This window comes from Mesorhizobium sp. M1050 (assembly GCF_040318715.1).
Classification (GTDB): domain Bacteria; phylum Pseudomonadota; class Alphaproteobacteria; order Rhizobiales; family Rhizobiaceae; genus Mesorhizobium.
In genome coordinates this window covers 1-834 of the sequence record NZ_JAMYMV010000177.1, presented here as the reverse complement: position 1 = coordinate 834, position 834 = coordinate 1, and the positions used below count along the sequence as shown (strand labels likewise).

1 protein-coding gene is annotated in these 834 nt (G+C 60.6%); it reads right to left on the bottom strand.

Annotated elements, in window-relative coordinates:
* Window positions 1-185: 185 nt before the first annotated feature.
* Window positions 186-834, bottom strand: a 649-nt coding sequence (locus NKH57_RS33750) for an ISAs1 family transposase (RefSeq protein ID WP_352950693.1), incomplete at its 5' end; no start/stop codon positions are given.

The following is an 834-nucleotide window of genomic DNA, read 5'->3' as shown; positions in this document are numbered from 1 at the left end:
CCGATCATCCAGAGGTCCTTTCAGAATCGATTTCCGCACACCACACAAGAGTCCCTTTGTACTCATGTGCGATTCCCCTGCCCTCAAGGGGGGAGATCAGCTGTCATTCCGGCTTTCGCCAATCTCCAGCGTCGCATTACCAGGCGACGCGTCAAAGCTGCCAATCTCCCCCCTTGAGGGCAGGGCTATCGCATATGAGTAAAGAGGCGGAGGAGGTCTTGGTCGGCCCATCGTGCTTTGAGTCGTTTGTGGCTGAGCGGGATTTTTTCGGGATCGGCTCTGAGAACATTGAGCGTGAGGCGGCGAAGTATGGCATGATTGGCGGCCGTGTTGTTCTTGCGGCCTCTGATTTGATCTTCGCCGAGCAGGACATCGAGTTGCCAGTGCAGGTCATTCTCGATGCTCCAGTGGCGGCGTACTGTGGCGAGCAGTTCGTTTGCCGGCATTTTGCGCGACAGCGCATAGCAGCGGACCTTGTGCGTGGTCTTGCCATTGACGGTGCGCCAGCTTTCGACGCGGCCGATGGCGCAAAGGTCGACGAGGGCATTCCTGCCTGGCGTCTGCGCGAAGGGAATGACGAAGGCACGCCGCACCTCGTGGCGGCCATGCGCATCCTCTTCGGTCTGATGGAACTTGGTTGCTTTGCTGGCCGCCGCCTTGTCGAGGGCGGCCTTGGCCTCGCTGGCCAGTTTCGACTGGTTGCCCTTGATGGCGATCACGTAGTGGCCGCCGCCCTCGCGCACGGTTTTGGTCATGCGGCGATGGCAGTGCAAGGCGTCGGCGGTGACGGTCAATCCCTTGAGCGACAACAATTCGAGCGCCGCGATCGCGGCC